Raw genomic sequence first — 26031 nt, 5'->3', positions numbered from 1 at the left:
GCAAGGAAAAATAGAAATTCCGATATGCGAAATGATTTCTTTCCATAATGCGAAATAGGTGACCCGCCTATCCGCTTTCGCGCCCTTCCCTCCGGTGGCCCTCGTGCATTTTGCAAGGGCTGGCTCCCGTGGCGCGCTCCTGTTTGCGATGCGCGAAACGAAGGGCCCTAGAGGGTTGACAGTGATCTGTGTCTCGACTTAGAGTTTTCGTAAAGCAAAACAAATATTCCATGAAGTGGAATCTTTGAAATAGGTTTTGAAGGGAAATCCAGTGTCTTACACTCTGAACTGCTCGATTCTGCTCACCGAACTACCCATCAACCAGCGTGCCGAAGCGGCCAAGCAGGCGGGATTCGACAGCGTCGAATTCTGGTGGCCATTTGCCACCGCCGTGCCAAGCGACAAGCAGGTAGATGAGTTCGTTAGCTCGATCAAGAACGCGGGCGTGCAGCTGGACGGATTGAACTTCTTCGCCGGTGACATGCCTGCGGGGGACCGCGGACTAGTTTCCTGGGTCGGGCGCAGTGCAGAGTTCCGTGAGAACGTGGACGTGGTCGCCGCTATCGGCGAGGCCACCGGATGCAAATCCTTCAACGCCCTCTATGGAAATCGTCTTGCGGAATCCACTGCGCAGGCTCAAGACGCGCTGGCCCTTGAAAACCTGTTGGTTGCCGCCGGGGGCATCGAACGCATCGAAGGCACCGTCCTGATCGAACCGGTCTCCGGCACCGAGGCCTACCCGCTGAAGACCGCCGCCGAGGCACTGGACGTGGTCACTAAGGTCAAGGAAGCGGGCAAGAACAATATTGCCCTGCTGGCCGACTTCTACCACCTAGCGGTCAACGGCGATGATGTCCCGCAGGTTATCGAAAGCCACGCGAAAGAATTCGGCCACATCCAGATCGCCGACGCGCCGGGCCGTGGGGCGCCAGGAACTGGTGATCTGCCCTTGCTTGCCTGGATTGAACGCTCCCGTCAGCTTGGATACACCGGCAAAGTAGCCCTGGAATACAAGCAGGACGCGCAGACCGCCTTTCAATGGCTTGCCACCGCCGGTGCCGACGCCTCCTAAACTTCCACTCGCCCCTCGTGCGGGCCGCCAAAACACTTTGGAGAATCACATGTCACAGAATGTAGCTTTTATCGGTTTGGGAATCATGGGACTGCCCATGGCCAAGAACCTCGTCACCGCAGGCTTCAACGTCACCGGTTTCAACCGCAGTGAAAAAGCCACCACCGAGCTTGCGGCAGCCGGCGGCCACGCGGCAAAGTCGATCGCCGAAGCGGTCAAGGACGCCGACGTCATCATCACAATGGTTCCGGACTCTCCCGATGTCGAAGCGGTCACCACCGGCGCAGAGGGCCTGTTCGCGCACGCAAAATCCGGGGCCATCTGGATCGATAATTCCTCCATCCGTCCCGACGTTGCGGTGAACCTTTCGAATGCCGCGCGTGAGGCCGGATTGCGTCCACTGGACGCGCCGGTATCCGGTGGCGAGCAGGGCGCCATCGACGCGGTGCTCTCCATTATGGTCGGCGGCGAACCGGCGGACTTCGCAGATGCCAAGCCGGTCCTCGAAGCGGTGGGCAAGACCATCGTCCTGGTCGGTCCCTCCGGATCCGGGCAAACCGTCAAGGCCGCAAACCAGCTGATCGTCGCGGCAAATATCCAGGCGCTGAGCGAAGCGGTGGTCTTCCTCGAAGCCTATGGCGTAGACACCGATTCGGCACTGAAGGTGCTCGGCGGGGGACTCGCCGGCTCCAAGGTGCTTGACCAGAAGGGCCAGAAGATCCTGGACCGTGAATTCGGACCGGGCTTCCGCCTGGCCCTGCACCACAAGGACATGGGCATCGTCACCTCGGCCGCCCGCGAAGCCGGCGTGGTGCTTCCGATGGGTTCGCTCGTCGCCCAGCTGGTGGGTTCCACCGTCGCCAGCGGCGACGGCTCGCTGGATCACTCGGGTCTCTTCCGCGGAGTGCAGCGCCTTTCGGGTCAAAGCGAGTAAGTTTCTCTCCTGCTCTTCCCCTCAAACTTCCTGTGGCGGGTCCTGCGCCTGCCTTCGGTAGCCGGCCCATCGGCTGGCGAACAACTGTATTCGCCAGCCGATGGAGTCCTTCGTTCCAGTTCGAGTCCGGCTTCCGGTGCTCGGGGTGGGCGTGAGGTCGATTCACTTCGTCGGCCCGCCACAGGTCATCCCCTCATAATCTTGTTTCTTCTTTCACCGCTCCATTCGGGGCCGAACCATCGATAAGGATGTGTGATTTCAATGCCTAAGATGCGCGCAGTAGATGCCATCGTGCTGATCCTGGAAAAGGAAGGCGCCACCGAAGCGTTCGGCTTGCCCGGCGCGGCAATCAACCCGCTGTACTCGGCGATGAAACAGCATGGCGGAATCCGCCATACGCTGCACCGCCACGTCGAGGGAGCCTCGCATGCAGCTGACGGCTACTCGCGGGCCAGCGGCAAGATCGGCCTGTGCCTGGGTACCTCCGGGCCGGCCGGCACCGACATGATCACCGGCCTGTATGCGGCCATCGCCGACTCGATCCCGATGCTCTGCATCACCGGCCAGGCGCCAACCCACGTTTTGCACAAGGAAGACTTCCAGGCGGTGGATATTGAATCCATCGCGAAGCCGGTGACCAAATACGCGAGCACCGTGCTGGAGCCGGGGCTCGTTCCGGGAACCTTCGCCAAGGCTTTCCAGATCATGCGTTCGGGCCGCCCCGGTCCTGCGCTGATCGACTTGCCTATCAACGTGCAGTTGGCCGAGATTGATTTTGACATCGATGCCTACGAGCCGTTGGCGCCCACCAAGCCGGAGGCAACTCGCGGCCAGGCCGAGAAGATCGTTGACCTGCTGCTGAGCGGCAAGCGTCCAATCATCGTTGCCGGCGGTGGCGTGATCAACGCCAACGCCAGCGACAAGCTCGTGCAGCTGGCCGAAGAGCTCAACATCCCGGTTTCGCCCACCCTGATGGGCTGGGGCGTCATTCCGGATGACCACCGTTTGCAGTCGGGCATGGTGGGCATCCAGACCCACACCAAATACGGCAACGAATCCTTCTTGGCCTCGGATGTGGTGCTCGGCATCGGAAACCGGTGGGCGAACCGGCACACCGGTGGCCTCGAAACCTACCGTGCAGGGCGCAAGTTCATCCACGTGGATATCGAGCCCACGCAGATCGGTCGCGTTTTTGCACCGGATCTGGGAATTACCTCGGATGCCGCGGCGGCGCTGGAATCAATCCTGGAGATCGTGCGCGAACGCAAGAGCGCTGGGCTGATCCCCGACTACTCGCAGTGGGCCGACCAGTGCACGGCCCGCAAGGGAACGAACCACCGCAAGACCAACTTCGACAATATTCCGATCAAGCCGCAGCGCGTCTACCAGGAGATGAACGCGGTCTTCGGCCAGGACACCACCTACGTATCCACCATCGGGCTCAGCCAGATCGCCGGCGCGCAGATGCTGCACGTCTATGGACCACGCAAGTGGATCAACGCCGGCCAGGCCGGACCCTTGGGCTGGACCGGTCCGGCAGCCCTGGGCGTCGTGCGCGGCAAGCCAGGGGAAAAAGTTGTGGCGCTATCCGGGGATTACGACTTCCAATTCATGATTGAAGAGCTGGCAGTAGGCGCCCAGTTCAAGCTGCCTTACGTGCACGTGGTGGTCAACAACTCCTACCTCGGCCTGATCCGCCAATCGCAGCGTCCCTTCGAAATGGATTATCACGTCTCCCTGGGCTTCGATAACATCAACTCCCCGGAAACCGACGGCTACGGCGTGGACCACGTCAAGGTCGCCGAAGGGCTCGGATGCAAGGCCGTTCGGGTGAATGATCCGGCGAAGCTGGCCGAGGGATTCGCCGAAGCGAACCGGCTGGCCGACGAGCACCAGGTCCCCGTGGTGGTTGAAGTGATCCTGGAGAAGGTCACCAACATTTCCATGGGTGCGCAGCTGGATGCGGTTAATGAATTTGAAGATCTTGCACTGGAGATCGGGGACGCGCCTACCGCGCTAGTACCCATGAAATCCAGTGCCGGTGTGAGTGCCTGAGGTCGGTCGTCGCTGCCACTGGCAACTCCCATAAATTGCGGGTGCGGTTATTTTCAAGATAGGAGATCATGGAAATAACCGCACCACGCACTACTGAATTTAGTCTCAAGCTTTAAACGTAACGAGTAGGGAACGACTCATGAGCATCAACGAAGCTGTTGAACGCGAAACCAACGACAACGCAGATCTGGACTTCGATCTGGTTATCCGGGGCGAACGCATCTTGACTACCGCCGGCATGGCCGCCCGCGAAATCGGCGTCCGCGACGGAAAGATCGTAGCCATCGAGCCGCTGGGAAATAATCTGCAGGGCGCACGCACCATAGAGGTCGGCGACGACGAGGTATTGCTCCCGGGCCTGGTGGATACCCACGTCCACGTCAACGAGCCGGGGCGTACCGAGTGGGAAGGCTTCGAGTCTGCCACCAAGGCCGCAGCGGCAGGCGGTGTCACCACGATCGTGGACATGCCGCTGAACTCCATCCCGCCCACGGTGAACCTCGAAGCACTGGAAATCAAGCGAGAAGCTGCCAGCAAGAACGCGTATGTCAATGTCGGCTTCTGGGGCGGCGCCATTCCGGGCAACAAGAAGGACCTGCGTCAGCTGCACGAAGCCGGCGTCTTCGGCTTCAAGTGCTTCCTGCTTCACTCCGGAGTCGACGAGTTCCCCTCGCTGACCGTCGACGAGATGGAAGAGGACATGGCAGAGCTTGCCTCCTTCGATTCGCTGATGATCGTGCACGCCGAGGACTCGGACATCATCGATAATTCGCCGAATCCTGTCGGCGGACAGTACGCCGGATTCCTGAACTCGCGTCCGCGTGATGCGGAGAATACCGCCATTGCGCAGGTCATCGAGCGCGCCCGCAAGACCGGGGTACGCGCCCACGTGCTGCACCTGTCCAGCTCGGATGCCCTGGAGATGATCCGCGAGGCCCGCGCCGAAGGCGTGAAGCTCACCGTGGAAACCTGCCCGCACTATCTGACGCTGCTCGCCGAGGACATCCCGGACGGCGCCACGGCCTTCAAATGCTGCCCGCCGATCCGCGAGAACGACAACCGCGAACTGCTGTGGAAGGGCCTGGAAGAAGGCATTATCGACTGCATCGTTTCGGACCACTCCCCGTCCACTGTCGATTTGAAGGACGTGGAGAATGGCGACTTCGGCGTCGCCTGGGGCGGCGTCGCCTCGCTGCAGCTGGGCCTGCCGCTGATCTGGTCCGAAGCCAAGGGGCGCGGGCTGAAGCTGGAGCAGGTGGTGCAATGGATGGGCGTGAATCCTTCCAAGCTTGCCGGGCTGAGCGCCAAGGGCGGCATCGAAACCGGCAAGGACGCGGATTTCGCGATCTTCGCTCCAGAGGACACCTTCGAGGTGGATGTGGCCAAGCTGCATCACAAGAACCCGATTTCCCCGTACCAGGGCAAGACCCTGAGTGGCGTGGTCCGCCGGTCGATCATCGCGGGGGCCGACGTGGACTTCCAGACTCCTGGCGGAAAGCTGATCCGCCGCGAGCACTAGGAACTGGCTTTTGCCGGACCCCTCTTCTGCCTTACTGGCGGGAGAGGGGTTTTCGCGTGCCGGACCGCGCGCTGGCCTCCAGGCAAGGCTGCATCGTAGCCTCAACTCCTCCAGATTCCAATGCTTCCAGGTGCATTCACTGTTATAACTGCCTGGTGTTCGGCTCACCTATAACAAAGAGGTATCGATTGGACGAGGCACGCGCGAATTGAGCCTCCCAGCTCATAGACTGTGAGCCATATGGGGATAGAGCAGTCGTAACTTCGAGTACAGGAATGGTTATGAACGCGAATACTGCTGCCTCGATAATGTCCAAAAACGTCGATGACCTGGCTTTGGCCGAGGTGGTGCATGCTTCACTGGTCTTAGGCTCAATTGTCGTGGCTGTGCTCCTTGCTTTCGGGATCAAGACCTATGTTCATTGGCGGCGGCATCCCAAGACCTCCCAATCTCTCGAGCCAGCGGCCGAAGAAGATGGCGCCAAGCAACCAGCAAAGAGCTCGCGGCAACGTCCTGCACCGCGGATCGAAATGCTGCCGACTCTCGGAGGCCTGCGCGGAAGCGGACGGATGAAGCGCGGCCTCGAAGACTCAGGCTGAAGTCCCGGCGAAACGGCGTGGAGGGCCACGAACCACACGTGTGGGGGCTTGGCCAATTAAGCGGCATCTTGGCTGGAGGCAATTCGTAGATACAATGACCAGTCTGGGCGCTATCCAGCAGCGCCGCCGGATAGCCCGAATTCTGCGGACGGGATCACCCGCATTTCTCCGAGACATCCCGACACCGCACCGGAAGGTGAACGAGTGACTGCCCAGTTCCAGCCGCACCCGGCGTTTCAGCGATTCGTAGGCTGGGCCAACCCCAGCGCAAGGTTGCTGCTTGTTCGTGCGGCTCAGGGCACGGGAAGATTCTGGTTCGCCAACTCCTGAATCGGCGACGGGACAGGAGAGGTCCATGATTTCTCCGCCAAGTCGCACAGCGACTGCTCCGAGTTGGCGATGCTTGATCAGCAGCTGGCAGAAGATCCGAACCTCCGTGCCGCAGTCATTCTTTCTCCCGGGCACACCGTATGGCACTTGGCTCTGCATGCACCAGTTCAACTTGCAGAACAGCGAGATCTGTCGCTTAGCCTCGCTTGTGGGAACCGCACAGGAATTGGAGAGCAACAGCAATCGGAAAATGCGCCACCGGCGCAAGGTCCTCAACGAATGAGTAGTAGCCATTGATCGTGAAATGGGCTTTCTGTCATGAACAGATGGCATGAATTCCCTGGTGCATGACTAAGTCAGGCTGAGTGGCTAGGGGAGATTCAGCATAGCTTCGACTGGATTATTTTTCAGATCTTCCAGTTTGACAACCTGCCTAGACTCTAGAACTTGGGAGGCTGCCTGTTTCGACAAGCGGGGGTAAAAGTGGTGGGAAGCGCTACCGATGTGTTGATACAGAACAGTTACCGATGTCCCGATACAAAACAAAATTAAAAGAACTTGCCTAAACTCGCGTCATGATTCGGTGGTTGGGGACTCTTAACGTGTAGAGGCGATGAACCGGGTGCTTGGGGGACTCGAATTCACGCCGTTCGCGTCGGCGACTGAATGGCTTGCTGCTTGGGGCGCAAGCCGTTCAGTCACTGGAGCAATAAAGAGCAACCACTGGTTGGGATCTGTTGAGATCCTGTGAATATCGGAACGGATGGTCTGTTTGGAGCCCCTTGGTCCTTCTTGATGATAGGGTCTACAAATATTAACTGGATAAGTGCGAGGTTTTGAAAAATCCGCCGGGGTGAATTCGGTTAGTGGACGCATCGTTTTCGAAGTATGGGGACTTTATGGCAATTGATTCGGGAGCCGAAATTGCGGGGGCTAGCGATTCGGAACTGATTCAGGGCGCACGCGTTGGAAGCCGGGTGTGCCAAGAGCGGCTGTACCAGCGCCACAAGCAAGTTGCGCTGGCAGTTGCCTATCGGCATACCGATAATCCGTCTGAAGCAGAGGATATTGTGTCCGAAGCTTTTTTGAGAGTTTTCGCAAGCCTCAAGCATGGGTCCGGGCCGACCGAATTCTTCCGCGCGTATCTGTTGACCTCGGTTTCCAGGGAGGCCTTCTCTAGAAACAGAGCTGCGCGGCGTGAAGCCGACATCGATGAGATCGCAGAGTTCGCGAGTGAAACCCCGGATGCTGACGAAGTCATGCGGCGCGCCGAATCAAAGATCGTTATCCGCGCTTTCAAATCGCTGCCGGAGCGATGGCGTGCAGTTTTGTGGCATAACGAAGTCGATGGGCTTCCTCCCCGCGAGATCGCGACGATTCTTGGTATCACTCCCAACGCAGCGTCTGCGTTGGCCGTTAGAGCCCGTGAGGGGCTACGTGAGTCTTACCTTGCTGCCCACCTCAAAGAACATGCAGGCCTCGTTGCCGACTGCGCGTCTGCGCGCAAGCAGCTTCCCGCGTTTATTCGAAATAACTTGAGTCCCAAGGCCACTCGATCCCTGAAGTCGCACCTTAAGAATTGCCCAGACTGTTCGCTTGTTTACGGCGAGCTTAAAAACATCGGCGCGCCCATGCGCAGCGTGGTGCTGCCATTGTTCGTTGGGGGAACCACTGTCTTAGGTATTTCAGCGTCAGGGGGACTGGCGCAACTCGGCGGCGGAATTACCGCCGCTACTGGTGGTTCCTCGGTTGCAGTATCGACTGCCGGTTCCGGGGCTGCAGCTGTGGTGACGGGAACCGTGAGTGCTTCGGCAGTTGCAGCTGGAGTGGGAGCTGGCCTAGCTGCGCTGGCGGTGGCCGCTTCAGCGGTCGGTATTTTGACGCCACTATTTGACGACCGTTCAACAGCACCCGTTGCATTGCCTCAGGAGCGGTCCGTTGAACAAGAGCCGGATAATGTAGATCCGATCGATGCGCCCTCCGCATTGGAGGACATCCTCATGGATCTCGTGTCATTTGAGTCCGCCACACCTGAATCGGAGGGCCGGGAGGGGCTGGACGACAGCCAAATGCGCTTGCCTCTGCAGAGCCCCGAGGGCCAGCGATCGGATCTCCCCGATAACGCCATTGCTGACTATCCTTTGAATTTGGGTAGTCCGGGCACTCCTACAATGCCTCCTGTAGAAGAAGCGTCCGATCTTCCGGCTTCTGCGCCTACGGTTGAACCAACGCCGGAGCCTACGGTTGAGCCGACGGTGGAGCCTTCGCCGGAACCTACGGTCGAGCCTTCGCTGGAACCTACATCGGAACCAACGCCGGAGCCTTCGCCGGAACCTACGGTCGAGCCTTCGCCGGAACCTACGGTCGAGCCTTCGCTGGAACCTACATCGGAACCAACGCGAGTGCCTACGGTTGAGCCGACGGTGGAGCCTTCGCCGGAACCAACGCTTGATCCGACTGGGGAGCCTTCGCTGGAACCTACATCGGAACCAACGCCAGTGCCTACGGTGGAGCCTTCACCGGAACCTACGGCGGAACCTTCGGTCGAGCCTTCGCTGGAACCTACATCGGAGCCAACGCCAGTGCCTACGGTTGAGCCGACGGTGGAGCCTTCGCCGGAACCTACGGTCGAGCCTTCGCTGGAACCTACATCGGAACCAACGCCGGAGCCTTCGCCGGAACCTACGGTCGAGCCTTCGCTGGAACCTACATCGGAGCCAACGCCAGTGCCTACGGTTGAGCCGACGGTGGAGCCTTCGCCGGAACCAACGCTTGATCCGACTGTGGAGCCTTCGCTGGAACCTACATCGGAACCAACGCCAGTGCCTACGGTTGAGCCGACGGTGGAGCCTTCGCCGGAACCAACGCTTGATCCGACTGTGGAGCCTTCGCTGGAACCAACGCCAGTGCCTACGGTGGAGCCTTCGCTGGAACCTACGGCGGACCCAACGGTCGAGCCGACACCGGATCCATCCGAAGAACCGGTTGATCCAGAAGAGCCCGAATCGACATCGAGTTTTGACGTGTCGGTGGAACGAGTTAGCGACCGCTTCTTACCGCAGTATGTTTTCACAGTCGTCCCCGGAGCTGTAGCGCCCGGAGGGACCTTTGAGTTCAGCATGAAGATGGACCGCCGCTACTGGGGTTGGGCTAGCTTCGGACAGAACTGCTCGTCGAGTTCACGGTACTCGCAGCAGATGAACGTTGAATGCGTGGTCTCCGAGGACAGCCCTGTAAAACTGACGATCACGGTTCTACATGGACGCGGCAAGCTGGGTGTCCTTTTCGCGCAACCCGGAGCACCTGGATCAGGGGTCGAATTCGCTGTCCCTCGGCAGTAGCACCGGGCGGACGGGTAGGAAGCGCGCATCCGCCGTAAGCGGGTGCGCGCTAACGAAATCCCCGACGAGCAGATATCGCTTTGCGCCCGGCTATTGATTGGCTGATGGGCTCACCGATTACCGGTACGACATCATAAATATCGACCAGACAGTTCACTGCTGCTCTCATATGTTCAGGGTTTGCGGATGGCTCAACGTATCCTTGCTAACTTTTCTTTTCCAGAGAGGATCAAAAACTCTTGACCTGCATTCGGAATGTGTTTTAGGCTTCAAGGTAACCTGATATACCAATTGGATACTAAATGAAGATTTTGTGCTGGGCCCCAAGGAGGCACTTGATTCGCGCGAAATCCAACGGTCTTGAGGCCATACGAGTAACCGTCACAAATGGCCGGCGCTGCACTTGCTTGCGGCGCCGACCCAGACGCAAAATCTTCTCTCCGGTTGGCCTAGGGATCCACAGCCAAGCATTCTGAGCGAGGGTAAAACCCAATGATCTCCAATGAAACAATCACCAGCTACCTTGAACGGCTCGCTTCTAAGGCGCCTACTCCGGGGGGAGGTGCTGCCGCGGCCTTGCACGCCGCCCAGGGCGCCGCGCTGGTGTCCATGGTTGCCGAGTTTACCTCCGGACCGCGATTCCGAGAGGTCGAGGACAAAGCTCAGCCGATCGCCAAACACGCACGCGTACTGATGCGTTCGGCGCTGTTCGAGGCGCAGGAAGACGAACGATTGTTCGGGGCCTTAGGCGATGCATACAGGATGCCCAAGGAGGATGAAGAGCAACAGGCAGCGCGCACCGCGGCCATACAAAGCGCCACCATTGCCGCGGCCGCACCGTTGGTCTCAACCGTTGAATCCTCCGCGGTGGTCATTGAGCTCGCCCAGCGTTTGGTCGAGATCGGAAACCGATCGGTGATCAGCGATGTGGCTGCAGCCGCCGAAGCGGCGCGAGCCGCCCTGGGTACCGCGCTGGTGACGCTGGAAATGAATATTGCGGCAATACAGGAAGCCGAACAGCGCGAACGCTTGAGCCTCGTGGCCAGCCAAGCCGCCGACGCGATCGTGGCGGCAGAAGCACTCAGCGCGCAGGTCCGCTTGGTGGTGGCTGCATGACCGCGCAACGCCTCGCCGGACAGCCGGTGGCCGCAGCCATCCGTGAACGCACCGGCCAACTCGTTTCGCGGCTGGCGAGCGAAGGGATCACCGCCCGGGTGGCGGTGGTGCTCGCAACCGACAACGAGGCAACGTCCTGGTATGTGCGCTCCATTGAACGCGCCGCCGAACGGCTCGGAGTTCACTGCCAGGTGCTCGACTTGGCCACCGGCACCCAGTCGGAGATTGCCCAAGCGATCCGGGCCTTGAACGCAGACGAGACGGTGCACGGCATCATTCTGCAGACGCCGCTGCCCGAATCGGTTGACCCGGCCTCCCTGGTGCAGCTGATTGACCCGGCCAAGGATATTGATGGAGCCAACCCGCTGAGCCTGGGCAGGCTCAGCGTGGGCCAGCCGGCCTTTGCGCCGGCTACGGCACGTTCGGTCATCGAAATCCTCGAACACTATCAAGTCCCACTCGCCGGAGAGCACGTTGCGGTGGTGGGCCGTTCCGCGGTGGTGGGCAAACCGCTCGCCCAGCTCTTGCTGCAGCGCGACGCAACGGTGAGCATCTGCCATTCTCGAACCACCAATCTCGCCGAGATTACCAGGGGCGCGGCGGTGACCGTTGTGGCGGTTGGCCGGGCGAACCTGCTCACCGGCAACGAGGTCAGCGATTCGTCGGTAGTCATCGATGTGGGCACCAATGTCACCGAGGATGGCCAGCTGGTAGGCGATGTTCACGCGGAGTCGGTGCAGCCACTGGTCCGGGCGATGAGCCCGGTGCCCGGGGGAGTAGGCACGGTAACCACCGCCCTGTTGATCCTGCACGCAACGCAGGCGGCGCTAGCCGCCCTTGAAAATGCCGCATCGAAAGGAGCTCCCATGGCCGGACGCCGGTAGCTGTTCGCCAGCGTTTAGGGCACAAGTGCAAGGCAAGCCAGCCCGCATGGTTGCTTAGGACGTTGAACCGGCAGGTACAAGGCAACAATAGTATCTTCACGGTGCGCGTTGGCCTGGATCCGGAGTGGGATCTGGCGCCGGCGCCGCGCTGGAAAAAATAACCGCTGCATCATCGCTTGGAAGGCCGATGATGCAGCGGCTTTCTTTGTGTTCCAGAGATATTTGCCGTTCGAGCGTTGGCGTGGCCTGCCCACCGCAAACGGCCCATGCCGTGTTGCGGGTGGTTCAGATCAACGGGCAGTGCAATTCGAAGTGCCGCCACCTTGTAAATGAGCCAGGTGTATGCGGTTGAATGAGCTCCACGTAGAACTGGGACAAATTGGACACCAAGTCTCGAAGTCTACTGCGGTAGTGAGAGAGCTTCGCATCATCACGGCTCAATGGTTGGGCCCAGTTGATGAAGAATGGGGGTTAGAAGTGGTAGATGGGGCGTGATCGATCTGGGCGATGAATTCGTTGACCCATTGAACGGCGGAGATGACATCAGCGGCTACGTTGAGTCCATTTGCTGCTTCGGCATAGAGGGATTCCCAGTCGGTTTCTTCAACCGCTACAGGTGGCCAAGGGTGCGCTTTGCGGTAAGTGAAGAGTCGGACGCAGGTTGATCGTACTTGCGTGAGATCTAGTTGCTCTTGGGTGCCCAGCAGCTGAAGGTCTACGAGGTCCCGGGCTCGGTCACTTCCAGGAGCGGTAGATGCATGGATTTTCTGGGCGATTTGATGATCTGCTGGCATTACCGGCACAGGAGCTGGGGATGGTAAGCCGAGAGAAGTGAACATGTCGATAAGGTTCTCAGCAAGAACCAGTACGGGGTGTTCCGCGTCGCCGATTTCATTGTGGCCCAGTTCAAAGGGGACGGTGCACCATGCTTTACCCTTGTAGTCGAGCTTGACGTCGAAGGGTTTCATTACATAGGAAGCCGGGACTCCTGCGGGTTTCAGTTGCTTCTTTTCAACAAGACGTCCGGTGAAGCCCTCCCATCCTTCTAGGAGGCGATCTGCGAAATCATCGCGGAACTTTGCCAGTCCACTGGCCCGTGCGGCGTCGAGGTCACGCGTGAATCGTGTTCCAGTGCCATATCGCAATGCCATAGCACTTCCACCTTTTACGGATCCTCCGGGGAGCATTTGCCCGACAATGACCAGTGCCATGGAGGTGCGTCGCCGGGTGACTAAGCTTTCCTCACCTTCTAAGTTTCTAATGCGCTGGTTGAGCGCTGTGAGATTTGCGGGTGGGGTTGGATACTTCATACGGAAAGTTCCTTACGTACCTGGCGCCATTCTGCAGAGGTGAGAAGTCCTTCGGCGCGGGCCCTGGTCGCGGCGTCTCGTAGTCGTGATGCGGGTACTTGTCCGCGGCATTCAATGAGGGCTTCGGCAACCCGTTGCGCCGGAATCCCCTGATAGTGAGTCACTTTTGTGTCTACGGAAGCTCGAACGAGATTTATATAGCTAGGCATGGCTCGACGTACGCGATGGGTTGTACCAACTGTAATCTTTCGAGGGTTCACATCCGCCAGGCCCAGGAGGGCAAGGACAGTTTCTCCTCGCAGGTGGGAATCGACGCCCGCCCGTAAGGTGGCTTCCGCGAACTGATCGTGGTCAGTTGGTGGAATGTCGGTGACCCGGTAAAGGCGGTACCCGGTGTGTTCCAAACCGCCTCGGGCGGCAAGTTTTGGCAGCTCCACCGCCGGCACACCAGCGTCGGTGGCGCCGGTGACAGTGACGTAGCCATAGTTGTCGTAGGCGATCTCTCGCAAGATGTCTCTATAGCTTTGCTTCATGTCAATATTATACCGTTAACAGTATAAAATTGACACCACTATCAGCGGGCAAAATCCCTGTGCTGTATTGCCGAAGGCCGTGACGACTGGACTCCTCAACCCAGCGAATCCTGCAGTATGCGCTCAATGATGCTCGCCCTAGGTCTATTCGCGAATGGCATGTTCAGGTAATGCCGCTGTTTCGTCGCCGGCGGAGTGAAGTTATTTGCTGAACGCCCTAACGTGCTCGGTAGCCCAACCTGCAGGATGCCAACGACGAAGCCCGGTCTTGAGCTACCCAGGGTAGTTCCACTGATGATCAAACGAGGCGGAAACCAGAACACAGCGCGCGTCTCGTACTTATATATACGTATATACGGCAAGAGGCCGGGAAGCTGTTCATAACGAACAGCTTCCCGGCCTCTCGGTGGCTGGAAGCGGCTAGCTGGCCGAGGTGGCCAGCGAAACTCCGCGCAGCCGGTCCATCTGCGGATCGTACAGCGGGTCGTCGACCACGGTCGCGGCGATCGGCTTACCGAAGTACTCGATCTGCACCGCATCTCCGGTCTGCACAGTCTTCGGCAGCCAGGCGTAGGCGATGGGCTTGCGCACCGTGTAGCCAAAGGTGGCACTGGTGACGTAGCCGACCGGTTCCCCGTCCACGTAGACCGGTTCCTTGCCCAGGACCACGGACACGCCATCATCAACGGTCAGGCAGCGCAGCCGCTTGGTGGCCGCGGCGGCGCGGTCCGCCAGGGCGGACTTGCCCACGAAGTCCACGGTCTTGGCGGCCTTGACCGCGAAGCCGAGCCCTGCCTGTTCCGGCTCGTGCTCGCTGGTCACGTCGGTGCCGAAGGAGCGGAAGCCCTTCTCCAATCGCATGGAGTTGAACGCTTCGCGTCCACCGGCGATAATGCCGTGCTCCTGGCCGGCTTCGAAGAGTACATCCCAGAGCCGTGCGCTGACATCCGCCGAGGCGTAGAGCTCCCAGCCGAACTCGCCCACGTAGGACAGGCGCATCGCGGTCACCGGAATGCCGGCGATGGAGATCTGCTTGGTGCGGAAGTACTTCAGCCCCTCGTTGCTCATATCGTCTTCGCTGACCTTGGCCATCACCTCCGGGGCCAACGGCCCCCACAAACCGATGCAGGAAGTCCCGGCGGTGATATCGCGTACCGCGACCCACTGGCCCGGGTTCGCCTCGTTGAACTTGCGGGCTTCCCGGCTGAGGTAGGCGACATCCACATTCGAGTTGATGCCGGCCTGGTAGAGCTCTTCGGAGATGCGGGCCACGGTGATATCGCTGGTGATGCCGCCGGCGGCGTCCAGCAGCAGGGTGTAGCTGACCATGCCCGGGGCGCGCAGCATATTCGCCGTGGTCAAGCCCTGGAGCATCTGCCCGGCTCCGGGGCCGGTGACCTCCACGCGCTTGAGCGGTGTCATGTCGAACATCGCCACGGCGGTGCGGGTCTTCCAGGCTTCCACCGCGGCAATCGGCGAGTGGAACATGTCCGACCAGTCATCGCGCGCCGGGGCGGCCCATTCCTCGGGCAGCTGCTCGAGCAGGGCAGCGTTGGCCTCGTACCAGTGCGGGCGCTCCCAGCCGGTGCCTTCCAGGAAGAAGGCTCCCAGTTCCTGCTGGCGGGAGAAGAACGGGCTGGTGCGCACATTGCGCGGCTTCAGCCGCGGCTCCAGCGGGTGGCGGATATCGTAGATTTCCACGAAGTTCTGCTGCGAGGTTTCGCTGACGTACTCCTTGGTGGTCTGCATCTCCTCGAAGCGGTTCAGGTCGCAGTCGCTCAAATCGGTCTTCGACTGCCCGGTGGTGATCAGCTCGGCCACGGCCTTGGCGATGCCCGGCGCGTGGGTGACCCACACGGCCTCGGCCACGAAGAAGCCGTCGACCTCCTTGGACTGGCCCACCAGCGAACCGCCGTCCGGGGTGAAGGAGAAGATCCCGTTGAAGCCGCGCTGGATCTGCGTATTGCGCAGATCCGGCAGCAGCTCCTTGGTCGCTTCCCATTCGGCGGCGAAGTCCTCGGGGGTGAAGTCCAGCGAGGAGGGCATCCGCTCGGAGGTGATTTCCTCGGGCTTGTAGGTCCGCAGGGTGTCCAGGTCCACGGGCATCGGGCGGTGCGCGTAGGAGCCGATGCCGATGCGGTCTCCCCACTCGCGGTAGTAGAGATCGCGATCCTGGTAGCGCAGGATCGGCCGGCTGGCGCCGTTGGGCAGTTCGTTGATGCCCGCGAGGCTCGGTGCCGGGGTGGTCCAGGCGAACTGGTGTCCCAAAGGCAGCAGCGGGATCTCGGTGCCCACCATCTTTCCGATATTCGGGCCCCAGAAACCCGCGCAGGAGACTACGATATCTGCCTCGAAGCGGTCCTCGCCGCAGATGACCGCGGTGACCTTTCCGCCGGATTGCTCGATATCGGTGACCACCGTGCGGTCGCGGAATTCCACGCCCGCGGCCTTGGCGCGTTCCATCACCAATTGGGTTCCCTTGGCGGCCAGGGCCAATCCGTCGTTCGGCGTGTAGAGGCCGCCGAGCACCAGCTCGGGGTTGAGCATCGGGAACTTCTTCAGGCAATCCTCCGCGTCGACCACGTGCGCTTCCACCCCATAGGAGCGGTTCCATCCGGCGCGGCGATGCAGATCGGCCAAGCGCGCCTCGGTGGTGGCGATCTCCAGCCCGCCCACGCGCAGGTAGGAGCCACGGCCGTCGGCGCCCACCAGCGAGTCGAGCTTCTCGATGGTGTACTGCGCGAATTCGGTCATGGATTTCGACCCGTTGGACGAGAAGACCAGGCCCGGGGCGTGCGAGGTCGAGCCGCCGGGGATATCCAGCGGGCCCTGTTCGATAACCAAGGTATTGGTGTGGCCCAGTTGGACAAGTTCGTCCGCCAGGTTGGCGCCGACGATTCCGGCTCCGATGATTACTACCCGAGGTGAAGTTTGAGACATGGGGGACTCCTTAAGTACTGATGGTGTGGTGGAGCAACTGCTGGCGGTACGGGAGGATGCGGCCGCGATGCCTAGGCATCGATGACCAGATCGGTTTGTGCGGTGGAGCAGCAGGGCAAGAACTTGCCGGCGGTGATCTCCCGGGCGCGAATGCCGCCCTGGTGGTTCATCTCCACGTCCCCTTCGAGCTTGACGACCTTGCAGGAGCCGCACATGCCTTCCTGGCAGTTGGCCCCGATGCGCACTCCTGCGCGTTGGGCTACCCCGAGGATGCGCTCATCCGAATTGATCTTGACGTTGATCGCGGTCCGCAGGAAGGTCATGGTCAGCTCGCCTTCGCCCACCGTGGGGAAGGAGGAGGCGGCAGGTGGCTCTTCTTCGCTGACCAGCGGCTCGGCCGGCGGCAACGGAGCATCGGAGTCGACCACGACCAGCTTTTGGCCGACGGCCTCCAGGGTGCCCGTCTCGTCATAGTCCGGCTCGTACATGCTCAGTTCCGGGGGCTGGCTCTCGTAGAACTCCTCCACCGATTCGGCGACTTCTTCCGCGATGCCCTCTGCCAGTGCGATTTCTGCCTGGTATTCGAGCAGCGTCTTGCGGTCGCCGGAGAAGAATTCCATGAACACCGAGGTGTCATCCACGCCGACTTCGCGTAGCAGCTTGGTGGCCGAGTTCAGATATCCTTCCGGACCGCAGGCGAACACCTTGCGGCCGTTGGCATCCGGGGCTACCGCCTCGATCATTTCAGCGGTGAGCCGTCCGGAGTATCCGTCCCAGTCTGCGGGTTTTTCGCGGTTGCCCAGCGAGTAGGAGACCCTGATGCGCGGATCGACCTGCTTGATGTATTCCAGCTCGCGCCAGAACGGGAAGTCTCCGGGCACGGTGCCATGGCAGAGCACCACCACATCGGCCTGGCCGGGCAGTGAGTGGATGGTGCGCACCATCGACATGATCGGGGTGACCCCGGCCCCGGCCCCCAGGAACAGGAAGCGGGCGCGGCGGTCGGAATCGCCTAGGTGGAAGGCCCCGACCGGGCCGAGCATGTCCAGCACCATGCCCGGACGCAGGTTCTCGTGCGCCCAGGTGGAGACCAGTCCCTTGGGGTCGCGCTTGATGCTGACATTGAAGGTCCAGGGCACGGTGGGCGCGCTGGAAATCGAATAGCTGCGATCCACCGTCTCCTGGTCTTCGCCATGTACGGGAAAGGCGATGTTCAGGTACTGGCCTGCGCGGAATGCCAGCGGGGCGCCATCGAGGCGGCGGAAGACGAAAGTCATCAGCCCGCCGGCTTCCTCGATGGTCTGCACGCATTCGGCCAGGAATTCCTGGGGGTGCCAGGGGCCCAGTGCGCGGGCTGCGCTCGCCGGGCCTTCTTGGCTGCTGAGTACGCGGTTCCAGGGCATTTCCAGCCCGCGCAGGCGCTGGGCGCTGGCGGTGCTCAGGAGCTTGGCGGTACCGGTCATGCCAGGTGCTCCAAAACGCGCTGCGTGTACCAGTTGATGAATGCTTCGACCTGGTATTCGCTCTTCATGTACGGGCCGGGTTCGTAGGCGGGGCTGTTGGCTCCGGACTGGCAGAGCTCGACAAAGGCCTTGTCCTGCAGATTCGTCTGCTTCCAGGTGTGGGTGAGCGTCTCCAGATCGTAGTCGTCGCCCTCCACGGCGTCGTCGGCCACGAGCCAGGTGGTGCGGACCAGGGTCTGGTGCTCGTTAATAGGGAAGGCCGCGAAGGTGATCACGTGGTCGGACTGGAAATGGAACCAGCTATTGGGCTGCAGGTGCATGGAGCAGCGGCCCAAGCGGAAGTCGCGCAGCTCACCCAGCAGCTTCTTCGAGAGCCGGTGCCCGTCGGCGGAGAAGGACTCTCCGTCGCCATCCAGGGATTCGCGGGAAATGCGGATCCCCGCGACGCGGGTGTCCAGCTCCTCGACGACTTCGTAGGGGATCCCGTAGCGGCGGCAGCGCTCTTCCAGCCCGGCTTGGGCTTTCTGATTGCGTTCCCAGACTTCTTCGAGATGCGTGGGCACGGTCTCGTCGGTCAGGCCCCAGGTGGGGAACAGCGAACAGGCTAGTTCCGGGTGGCCATCGCAGTGGTAGCACTCGCGGTTGTTCTCCATCACCAGCTTCCAGTTGCCCTCTTCGATGATGTTCTGCTGGTAGGCGACCTTGGCGCGGGAAATATCATGCGGCGCCAGGTAGGGTTCGAAAATTTCGGCGACCTGGTCAAAATCGGCAGGTGGTTCCTTGGCCAGGGACACGAAGATCAGCCCGGCGTGGATCCGGCCGTGGGCGCGTTTGAGCGCAAAGCAATTCTTGTCAAAGGTTCCCTCGCCCGGAGCCGAGGCGTGGATCAAGTTGCCCTCCGGGGAATAGGTCCACGAGTGATAGCCGCACACCAGGTTGCCGGTGCTGCCCGAAGCTTCGGTCAGCACGCGGGCTCCGCGGTGCCGGCACACGTTGTGCAGCACATTGACGCCACCGTCATCGGTGCGCAAAACGATCAGCGAATGCGGACCGTAGTCGAGGGTGACGTAGTCTCCGCCCTCCGGGATTTCGGCAACGCTGGCGGCAAAGAGCCAGTGGGTTCCGAAGATTGCCTGCATTTCGACCTTGAATACCGCAGGATCCGTGTACAACGGAGCCTCAAGCGAGTAGCCCTTGCGCCGATTCTGAAAGAGTTCGGTAATCTCGGCGAGTTGTTCATCGCTCACCGTTGAGGCGAGCTTGCCACGCGTCGAGTGCGGAGTGCTTACCGAAGCGGTCATGTTTTACTCCTAGAAGCCGGACGCCAGCGGGCGTCCACGAAGGGGGAAATTGGGGAAGATCCTTGTGAGTCGAATCACCATATGAGTCGAGACTAGAAACAATTTGCCAACAAGAAAAGCGCAAGAAAGTGAACGAAATCGTGCAGAATGGGTGCATGATCGATCCTCGCCTCATCACCCTTCGAGTCTTCTCCTCGGCGGGCACCATTGCACGCACCGCCGAACTCACCGGATACTCGCCTTCGGCGGTCTCCGCGCAGCTTCGTGAGCTGCAGCGTTCCCTGGGAATCAAGCTGATGATCAAGGACGGGCGCGGGGTGCGGTTGACCGTCGCCGGCCGGCACTTTGTGGCGGGACTCGACGACATTGTGACGCAATGGGAGCTGCTCAGGTCCTCGGCGCTGTCGACTGAAGGGCAGGTTCAGGGCGATTTCGGGTTGGGCGGTTTTTCGACGGCGGCCGCGCAGCTGCTGGCTCCGCTGGCTTCGACCCTGCGCAGAACGCGGCCGCATGTCGAGGTGCGGCTCATGGAGGCCCAGCCGCAGCGCTGCCTGGATCTATTGCTCGCCGAGCGGATCGACCTCGCCGTCATTGTGGCGTCGCAAACGCCTGGGTCAAGTGGCGGCAGCACAAAGTTTGAGCAGACCGTGTTGCTCGATGACCCGCTCGATGTGGTGCTGCCCGCGGAGCATCGGCTGGCGATGAATAAATCGGTGTCGCTCTCAGAGCTCGCCGAGGATCCGTGGATCTCGGACTCGGAGCAATCGGTCTATCGAGCCCTGTTCGTTGCCGCCTTCACCTCGCTGGGGGTCACCCCGCATATTGCCCACGAGGCGGTCGAGTGGGAAACGATGATCGCCTTCATCGGGGCGGGACTGGGAGTGGGGTTGATGCCGCGCTTGGCGACCTTGGGCAGTGCGGAGAATGTGGTGCGCCGCCGAATCTCCGGAGCAATCAAGCCATCGCGGCGAATCGTCGCGGTGACGCGCAAGGGCAGCAAGGGGGCGCCGCTCATCGAGGAATCTTTGACGGTTCTGCAGAGCACCGCAAAGAGCATTATTTCCCAGCGATTGACCGAGGAATTGGACGGGTAGCCCCTCCCTCTGGCATCGGCGGGAGCGCGAGTCAAGTTTCGGTTTCCTATTGACATAGATCACACTCATGAGGAGACTTGGCCTAATTCCAATTAGTATCCAACTGATATTTCAAGGGAAAGGTCCACCATGGGCAACTTGGCAGTAAGCTACGCCGGCGCAGGCAAGGTCGAACTCATCGATTCGCCGTATCCGGAATTCGAATTGAAGGACGGCCCGGGAGGCCACCCGGCAAACATTGGCCGCCAGGTCCACCACGGCGTCATCCTGCGCACCATCGCCACCAACATCTGCGGCTCCGACCAGCATATGGTCCGTGGCCGCACCACTGCCCCGGAGGGCCTTGTGCTGGGCCACGAGATCACCGGAGAAGTGATCGAAGTCGGCCGCGACGTGGAATTCCTCAAGGTGGGGGACATCGTTTCGGTGCCCTTCAACATCTCCTGCGGCCGCTGCCGCAACTGCAAGGTCGGACAGACCGGCATCTGCTTGAACGTCAACCCGGACCGTCCGGGTTCCGCCTACGGCTACGTGGACATGGGCGGATGGGTCGGCGGGCAAGCCGAATACGTGCTGGTTCCATACGCAGACTGGAACGCGCTGAAATTCCCGGACCGAGACCAGGCCATGGAGAAGATCCTTGACCTGACAATGCTTTCGGACATCTTCCCCACCGGCTACCACGGAGCCATTGGCGCCGGGGTAACCGTCGGATCGACCGTATATGTCGCCGGCGCCGGTCCCGTGGGCCTGGCGGCGGCCACCTCGGCACAATTGCTCGGCGCGGCAACCGTCATCGTCGCGGATCTCAACGCAGACCGGCTAGCGCAAGCGCGCAGCTTCGGATGCGAGACGGTGGACGTCTCGCTCGGTGATCCGGGCGAGCAGATCGCACAGATCCTGGGCACGCCCGAGGTCGACTGCGGCATCGACGCCGTCGGCTTCGAGGCGCGCGGACACGGGCACGACGCCGGCAAGGAGCAGCCGGCCACCGTGCTGAACTCGCTCATGGAGATCACCCGGGCCGGCGGCAGCCTCGGCATCCCCGGGTTGTATGTCACGGGAGATCCCGGAGCCAGCGACGAAGCGGCCAAGCGGGGCTCGCTTTCCATGCGCTTTGGGCTAGGTTTTGCCAAGTCCCATACCTTCGTCACCGGCCAGTGCCCGGCGATGAAGTACAACCGAGGGTTGATGCAGGCGATTCTCTCGGACAAGGTTTCGATCGCCAAAAACGTCAATGCGACCGCCATCCCGTTGACCGACGCGCCCAAGGGATACGCGGCCTTCGACGAGGGCGCGGCGCAGAAGTTCGTGCTCGACCCGCACGGCCTGATCGGCGCTTAGCCGGCGGAGCGCAGCGCGGGGAGGCAAGGTTTTTGCCTTCGGCCCCGCGTTTCCGGCGCAGCCGGTGCATCATTCGGCGACCGCCGTGCCCCTGCCAGTACATTGAGCACGGCGGTCGCCGCCTTTAATATAACCGAGCAACGACTTTGTTGCGCCCGTTTTCCGGTTGCGGGCAGGCCAAGCCGAGGAACCATCGCGGTAGGCCGTCATGTTCCACCATCAAAGGAAAATCTATGAATCGCAATGATCAACCAGTTCAAGATCTAGTCAGCGAGCTGCATTCGGCTCGCCGGCGCAGGCCGCGGAAATATCCGTCGGGCGGGACCGACTATTGGGTTTTTGGAATTGCCGGCGCCCTGGCGCTGGCGTTCATCGCTTGGGGATTTGCCTCGCCGACCGGTCTGGGAAACACCGCGGGTAAGGCCTTGGACTGGGTGATCACGAATACCGGATGGATGTTCGTGATTGCGGCTACCGTCTTCACCATATTCGTGCTGGTTGTGGCGGCCAAGAACTTTGGGCGCATCCCGCTGGGCAAAGATGGCGAAAAGCCGCAATTCAGCACCATTTCCTGGATTTCCATGATGTTTGCCACCGGCATGGGCATCGGCCTGGTGTTCTACGGTGTAGGCGAACCATTGTTCTTCTACATGTCTCCTCCGCCGGGAACGGTGGAGGGCCAAAGCGCCGCGGCCGTCGGCACCGCCATGGGCACCACGCTGTTCCACTGGACGCTCTTCCCCTGGGCCATGTATGCGATTGTCGGCTTGGGCATGGCCTATGGAAGCTTCCGCTTGGGGCGGCCGCAGCTGTTCTCTGCGATGTTCAGCTCAATCTTTGGCGAGCGGGTGGTCAACGGCTGGGGTGGCAAGACGATTAACATCTTGGCCATCCTGGCGACGCTTTTCGGGTCGGCTTGCTCGTTGGGACTCGGTGCGCTGCAAATCGGCGGCGGAATACAGTCGGCCGGACTCCTGCCGACCGTGGGCTCCGGAGTTCTGGTTCTGATCATCGCGGTTCTCACCGCCTTGTTCGTCGGTTCGGCGGTTTCCGGCATTGAGCGCGGAATTCAATGGCTTTCGAATATCAACATGATTCTTGCGGTCATCCTCGCGCTTATCGTATTCATCGGTGGGCCAACGTTGTTCATCTTGAACGTGATTCCAAACGCGGTGGGATCCTTTATCAGCGATCTGCCTGAAATGGCTTCGCGCACGGCCTCTTCCGGCGACGGAACCATGGCCACCTGGCTGTCGTCCTGGACCATCTTCTACTGGGCCTGGTGGGTTTCATGGACCCCGTTCGTCGGTCTCTTCATTGCCCGCATCTCGCGCGGCCGCAGCATCCGGCAATTTGTCACCGGCGTGCTGCTGGTGCCGTCCACGGTGACGTTGATCTGGTTCGCCATCTTCGGCGGCGGAGCGATCGGCCTGCAGGAGCGGGCGGAACGTTCCGGAGACATGGGCCAAGCCATGGCGCAGATGGTGGATGGGGTGCCGAATATCAACTTCAATTCGGTACTTTTCGATCTGCTTGGAAGCTTGCCCTTCCCCGCATGGTTTGGCACGGCGCTCATAGCGTTGACCGTGGTGCTGATCGCGATCTTCTTCGTCACCGGAGCCGACTCGGCCTCCATCGTCATGGGTGCGCTGAGCGAACGCGGTGCCGAGGAGCCGTCCAAGAAGTCGGTGATTTTCTGGGGTGTTTCGGTTGGTGCGGTGGCCGCGGTCATGCTGCTTGCCGGCGGGGACCACCCGGCTGCGGCCTTGAACGGGTTGAAGAACATCACCATCGTCTCGGCGCTGCCGTTCGTGCTGGTGATGCTGCTACTCTGCGTGGCGATTTGGAAGGATCTGAGCAAGGATCCCCTGGTGCTGCGGGGCAGGGTTGCGCTCGAAGTCCTCGAACAGGCCGTAGACGATGGGATTGATCGGCACGATGGAGAGCAGTTCTGCCTGATGACCACCGAGCAGGCAATCGTGACGGTGCAGAATGCGCCCTTGAACGGTGAAGCGAAGGACGCTTTTGTAGATTTGGACGAGGAGTACGTTGCGGAGTTGGGCTCCCCGAATGGCATGCCCGATTCCCTTGGCTCCGACGGGGATCTGGAAACCGAAAAGGCAACCAAATAAGCCAAGTGCCTCCGCACTAGGCCTGACGGGCCGAGCGACCCATCTGGTAGCTCGGTCTGTCAGGGTGCGCGGCGCAAGGCCTGTTCAAAGTGCGTGACGTGTGCCGACACCAACTGCGCCGCCAGCTCATCTTCGCCTTCGAGGATTGCGCGGAGCAAAGCCGTATGTTCGGTGATGTGCTCGGCGATCGGTGGCATTTGGTCAATCACCAGGCACCAGATCCGCGTCACCAGATTATCCAAGCGGACGAGGGTTTCCTCAAGGTGCTTATTGGCGCTGGCTTTGTAGATGAGCCGGTGGATTTGCACGTCTAGCAGCAGCAGCGAACGCTGATCGACGCTCCCATCCAGGGCATCGATCGTGTCCAGGTAGTTGGTGATCTCGGCTCTGATTCCGGCATCTTTGTTAGCCGCCGCATTTCGGGCAGCCAGGGGTTCGAGGGTCTGGCGAATTTCGGAAATATGGTTCAGCTCGTGGAAGTCAACGGCCGTGGCAAAGGTGCCGCGGCGCGGGTAGGAGACCACCAAGTGATCCGTTTCCAGCCGTTTCAACGCTTCCCGAATCGGAGTGCGTCCCACGCCGAGTTCTTCGGCTAGCTGCGGCTCATGAATTGGGTGGGTGGGAGCAATTTCGAGCAACACCAGACGATCGCGAAGTACGCCGTAGGCATGATCGGCCATCGATTGGGTACCCATATCGGTGCCTGCGGTCTTAGGGGGCATCAAGTTTTCGCTCTCTTCACTGGTCATATATCAGTTGCCAATAATCAAAGGGTATCGCTCGAGTGCCAATCGGTCACTTCCTCAGAGCTGCGGAAGAGTCGTTGTGGGCTAGGTGCGAGCAGCTCGCTCACCGAAGCGGCGCCAGTTGGAAGGTGAGGCCGATCCGCGCTTCCGCCACAGGCGGCCCTGCAAGCCAAGCAGATACGCTCGTTTGCCTAGGGGTTCTAGGATTCTCGGGGTTTCAGAATCGGTTGATTCAGCGGTTTTCGGGACAATAAAAAATCCCCTTAGATTCTTATTGACGCTGTGATGCAGCGAACATAGACTTGTGATCAGCTATTGATATATCAGGGATGGGGGTCCGGGATTGAGCTGTCGATTGCCGAAGTTGAAACGCAGAATACAACCTCCGCATTCGGAACGGGTCTTGGGCCCGTGCGGGATGCAGGCATTGGCTAAACCCCTAATCTAAATCTTTGCCCACAGCAGCGATACCCTGTTTGGGAGGGGTGCGGAACTTCTGGCATTGGTGAGCTAATGCTAGAAGAGGGGCGTGGTTGATCAACACAGCGCAGGCGTAGACCACATCGATTCCCCACGAAATGTACGAGGCATGACGGGACACTGTCATCTCGGTGAACCAAAGGAGCGGCAAAATGACCGAACTGAACAATAAATATGTCTTGACCCTCACCTGCGCAGAGCGCCCGGGGATTGTCCATGCCGTGACCGGTCTGCTGTTGAAGCACCACGGGGACATCCGGGAACTGAAGCAGCATGATGACCAGCGTTCTGGAACGTTGTTCATGCGCATTGAGTTCGAAGTGTCCCAAACTTCCAACGTTTCTGCCGAAATTGCCGAATTGGAGTCAAGTCTGACCGATCTGGCGACAGAGCACGACGCTACTTGGGGCCTGCGGGCCTCGGGCAAGAAGAAGCGCGTGGTGATCATGGTGTCAAAGTTCGGGCACTGCCTGCATGACCTGCTGTTCCGCGCGCGCATGGGGGAACTGCCGGTCGAGATCGCGGCGGTCGTCTCCAACCACCCGGATCACCGGCAGCAGGTGGAATGGAACGGAATACCGTTCTTCCACGTACCGGTCACCGCCGAGACCAAGCCGGAGGCAGAGGCCCGGCTCATGGAGCTCGTTGACCGTTTCGACGTGGATTTGGTGGTGCTCGCCAGGTACATGCAGGTCCTCTCCGATGATCTCACCCGGCAGCTCACCGGGCGCGCGATCAACATCCACCATTCATTCCTCCCGTCCTTCAAGGGGGCCAAGCCGTATCACCAGGCCTTTGAGCGCGGCGTAAAGACCGTGGGTGCGACGGCGCACTACGT

The 26031-nt window shown here is 60.6% G+C and carries 18 protein-coding genes; 12 read left to right on the top strand and 6 right to left on the bottom strand.

The genetic code is table 11. The features are described 5' to 3' along the window. Window positions 1-271 precede the first annotated feature (271 nt). The 8 genes from ACT3UQ_RS14610 to ACT3UQ_RS14575 all read left to right on the top strand — a co-directional run bounded on the left by ACT3UQ_RS14610 (window position 272) and on the right by ACT3UQ_RS14575 (window position 11850). Window positions 272-1072 (top strand): hydroxypyruvate isomerase family protein, encoded by an 801-nt coding sequence (locus ACT3UQ_RS14610; RefSeq protein ID WP_105569408.1) that lies wholly within the window; start codon window positions 272-274, stop codon window positions 1070-1072. Between the two features lie 37 nt (window positions 1073-1109). Continuing rightward, window positions 1110-2006, top strand: a complete 897-nt coding sequence (locus tag ACT3UQ_RS14605; protein WP_258133903.1) for a 2-hydroxy-3-oxopropionate reductase — start codon at window positions 1110-1112, stop codon at window positions 2004-2006. Window positions 2007-2267: 261 nt separating this feature from the next. Further along, window positions 2268-4061, top strand: coding sequence for a glyoxylate carboligase (gcl, locus tag ACT3UQ_RS14600; RefSeq protein ID WP_105569410.1), 1794 nt, complete (start codon window positions 2268-2270; stop codon window positions 4059-4061). A gap of 139 nt (window positions 4062-4200) precedes the next feature. After that, window positions 4201-5580 (top strand): allantoinase AllB, encoded by a 1380-nt coding sequence (gene allB / locus ACT3UQ_RS14595; protein ID WP_444637387.1) that lies wholly within the window; start codon window positions 4201-4203, stop codon window positions 5578-5580. 281 nt (window positions 5581-5861) lie between these two features. Beyond that, window positions 5862-6179, top strand: coding sequence for a hypothetical protein (locus ACT3UQ_RS14590; RefSeq protein WP_444637385.1), 318 nt, complete (start codon window positions 5862-5864; stop codon window positions 6177-6179). Between the two features lie 1229 nt (window positions 6180-7408). After that, on the top strand, window positions 7409-9850 hold the full coding sequence (locus ACT3UQ_RS14585) for a sigma-70 family RNA polymerase sigma factor (RefSeq protein ID WP_444637383.1): 2442 nt from the start codon (window positions 7409-7411) through the stop codon (window positions 9848-9850). A gap of 492 nt (window positions 9851-10342) precedes the next feature. After that, window positions 10343-10966, top strand: coding sequence for a cyclodeaminase/cyclohydrolase family protein (locus ACT3UQ_RS14580; RefSeq protein WP_105552556.1), 624 nt, complete (start codon window positions 10343-10345; stop codon window positions 10964-10966). Continuing rightward, complete coding sequence (locus ACT3UQ_RS14575; RefSeq protein ID WP_105552557.1) at window positions 10963-11850, top strand: bifunctional 5,10-methylenetetrahydrofolate dehydrogenase/5,10-methenyltetrahydrofolate cyclohydrolase; 888 nt, start codon at window positions 10963-10965, stop codon at window positions 11848-11850. Before ACT3UQ_RS14580 ends, ACT3UQ_RS14575 begins: the two co-directional genes overlap by 4 nt. A gap of 437 nt (window positions 11851-12287) precedes the next feature. On the opposite strand, the gene ACT3UQ_RS14570 is transcribed toward ACT3UQ_RS14575, so the two are convergent. The 5 genes from ACT3UQ_RS14570 to ACT3UQ_RS14550 all read right to left on the bottom strand — a co-directional run bounded on the left by ACT3UQ_RS14570 (window position 12288) and on the right by ACT3UQ_RS14550 (window position 19397). Continuing rightward, complete coding sequence (locus tag ACT3UQ_RS14570) at window positions 12288-13160, bottom strand: nucleotidyl transferase AbiEii/AbiGii toxin family protein (protein ID WP_105569413.1); 873 nt, start codon at window positions 13158-13160, stop codon at window positions 12288-12290. Next, window positions 13157-13693 carry a type IV toxin-antitoxin system AbiEi family antitoxin domain-containing protein gene (locus ACT3UQ_RS14565; RefSeq protein ID WP_444616228.1) on the bottom strand — a complete coding sequence of 179 codons (537 nt, stop codon included), beginning with the start codon at window positions 13691-13693 and terminating at the stop codon, window positions 13157-13159. Before ACT3UQ_RS14565 ends, ACT3UQ_RS14570 begins: the two co-directional genes overlap by 4 nt. A gap of 420 nt (window positions 13694-14113) precedes the next feature. After that, the gene (locus ACT3UQ_RS14560; RefSeq protein ID WP_444637382.1) at window positions 14114-16633 is read right to left on the bottom strand and encodes a GcvT family protein; all 2520 of its coding nucleotides are present in this window, start codon (window positions 16631-16633) and stop codon (window positions 14114-14116) included. Window positions 16634-16704: 71 nt separating this feature from the next. Beyond that, window positions 16705-18096 carry a flavin reductase family protein gene (locus tag ACT3UQ_RS14555; protein ID WP_105569415.1) on the bottom strand — a complete coding sequence of 464 codons (1392 nt, stop codon included), beginning with the start codon at window positions 18094-18096 and terminating at the stop codon, window positions 16705-16707. Further along, on the bottom strand, window positions 18093-19397 hold the full coding sequence (locus tag ACT3UQ_RS14550) for an aromatic ring-hydroxylating oxygenase subunit alpha (RefSeq protein ID WP_105552562.1): 1305 nt from the start codon (window positions 19395-19397) through the stop codon (window positions 18093-18095). Before ACT3UQ_RS14550 ends, ACT3UQ_RS14555 begins: the two co-directional genes overlap by 4 nt. A 155-nt stretch (window positions 19398-19552) precedes the next feature. On the opposite strand from ACT3UQ_RS14550, the gene ACT3UQ_RS14545 reads away from it, so the two are divergent. The 3 genes from ACT3UQ_RS14545 to ACT3UQ_RS14535 all read left to right on the top strand — a co-directional run bounded on the left by ACT3UQ_RS14545 (window position 19553) and on the right by ACT3UQ_RS14535 (window position 23967). After that, window positions 19553-20491 carry a LysR family transcriptional regulator gene (locus ACT3UQ_RS14545; protein WP_105552959.1) on the top strand — a complete coding sequence of 313 codons (939 nt, stop codon included), beginning with the start codon at window positions 19553-19555 and terminating at the stop codon, window positions 20489-20491. 129 nt (window positions 20492-20620) lie between these two features. Next, window positions 20621-21835 (top strand): formaldehyde dehydrogenase, glutathione-independent, encoded by a 1215-nt coding sequence (fdhA, locus tag ACT3UQ_RS14540; protein WP_444637381.1) that lies wholly within the window; start codon window positions 20621-20623, stop codon window positions 21833-21835. Window positions 21836-22068: 233 nt separating this feature from the next. Then, the gene (locus ACT3UQ_RS14535; RefSeq protein WP_105552564.1) at window positions 22069-23967 is read left to right on the top strand and encodes a BCCT family transporter; all 1899 of its coding nucleotides are present in this window, start codon (window positions 22069-22071) and stop codon (window positions 23965-23967) included. Window positions 23968-24026: 59 nt separating this feature from the next. Here the strand turns inward: ACT3UQ_RS14535 and ACT3UQ_RS14530 are convergent, their stop codons facing one another. Further along, window positions 24027-24689: a GntR family transcriptional regulator gene (locus tag ACT3UQ_RS14530; protein WP_105552960.1), complete on the bottom strand. Its 663-nt coding sequence runs from the start codon at window positions 24687-24689 to the stop codon at window positions 24027-24029. A 656-nt stretch (window positions 24690-25345) separates the two neighbouring features. Between ACT3UQ_RS14530 and ACT3UQ_RS14525 the strand changes: the two genes are divergently transcribed. After that, a partial coding sequence (locus tag ACT3UQ_RS14525; protein WP_444637379.1) for a formyltetrahydrofolate deformylase occupies window positions 25346-26031 on the top strand: 686 nt, incomplete at its 3' end.

Origin of the sequence: Glutamicibacter sp. AOP12-B1-11, assembly GCF_052379245.1 — a bacterium.
GTDB lineage: Bacteria > Actinomycetota > Actinomycetes > Actinomycetales > Micrococcaceae > Glutamicibacter.
Note: the sequence above shows the minus strand (reverse complement) of the source record. Positions and strands in the feature narration are given on the sequence as shown.